Annotated in this window: 1 protein-coding gene and 1 rRNA gene; one reads left to right on the top strand and one right to left on the bottom strand. The window is 54.9% G+C overall.

The window, feature by feature from the left end:
* Positions 1–8 precede the first annotated feature (8 nt).
* Positions 9–95: a hypothetical protein gene (locus tag IZU87_RS18105; RefSeq protein WP_349305200.1), complete on the top strand. Its 87-nt coding sequence runs from the start codon at positions 9–11 to the stop codon at positions 93–95.
* Positions 96–211: 116 nt separating this feature from the next.
* Here IZU87_RS18105 and rrf read toward each other — a convergent pair.
* Positions 212–317: ribosomal RNA gene (gene rrf / locus IZU87_RS17430) — 5S ribosomal RNA — on the bottom strand; the annotation flags it as partial.

Raw genomic sequence — 317 nt, 5'->3', positions numbered from 1 at the left:
ATACCTACCTGAAGAATGTGCTGGAAAGGCTGCCGACCCAAAAGGCTAGCCAAGTGCACGAACTTCTGCCCCATCATTGGCAGCATACTGCGTGATCACTCGCAAGCGGTGATGCCCGAACGCTTACCATGCAGGACTCTCTACGCAGCTTTTACTGACCACAAAGAGAACCGCCCCTGTAGCAAGGCTACAGGGGCGGTTCGGGATAAGTGCCTGACGATGACCTACTCTCACATGGAGAAACTCCACACTACCATCGGCGCTAAGCGGTTTCACTTCCGAGTTCGGCATGGGATCGGGTGGTTCACGCTCGCTAT

Source organism: Cobetia sp. MC34, from assembly GCF_018340035.1.
Lineage (GTDB): Bacteria > Pseudomonadota > Gammaproteobacteria > Pseudomonadales > Halomonadaceae > Cobetia > Cobetia amphilecti.
The sequence above is the reverse complement of the archived record's forward strand: the minus strand, read 5'-3'. Positions and strand labels throughout refer to the sequence as shown.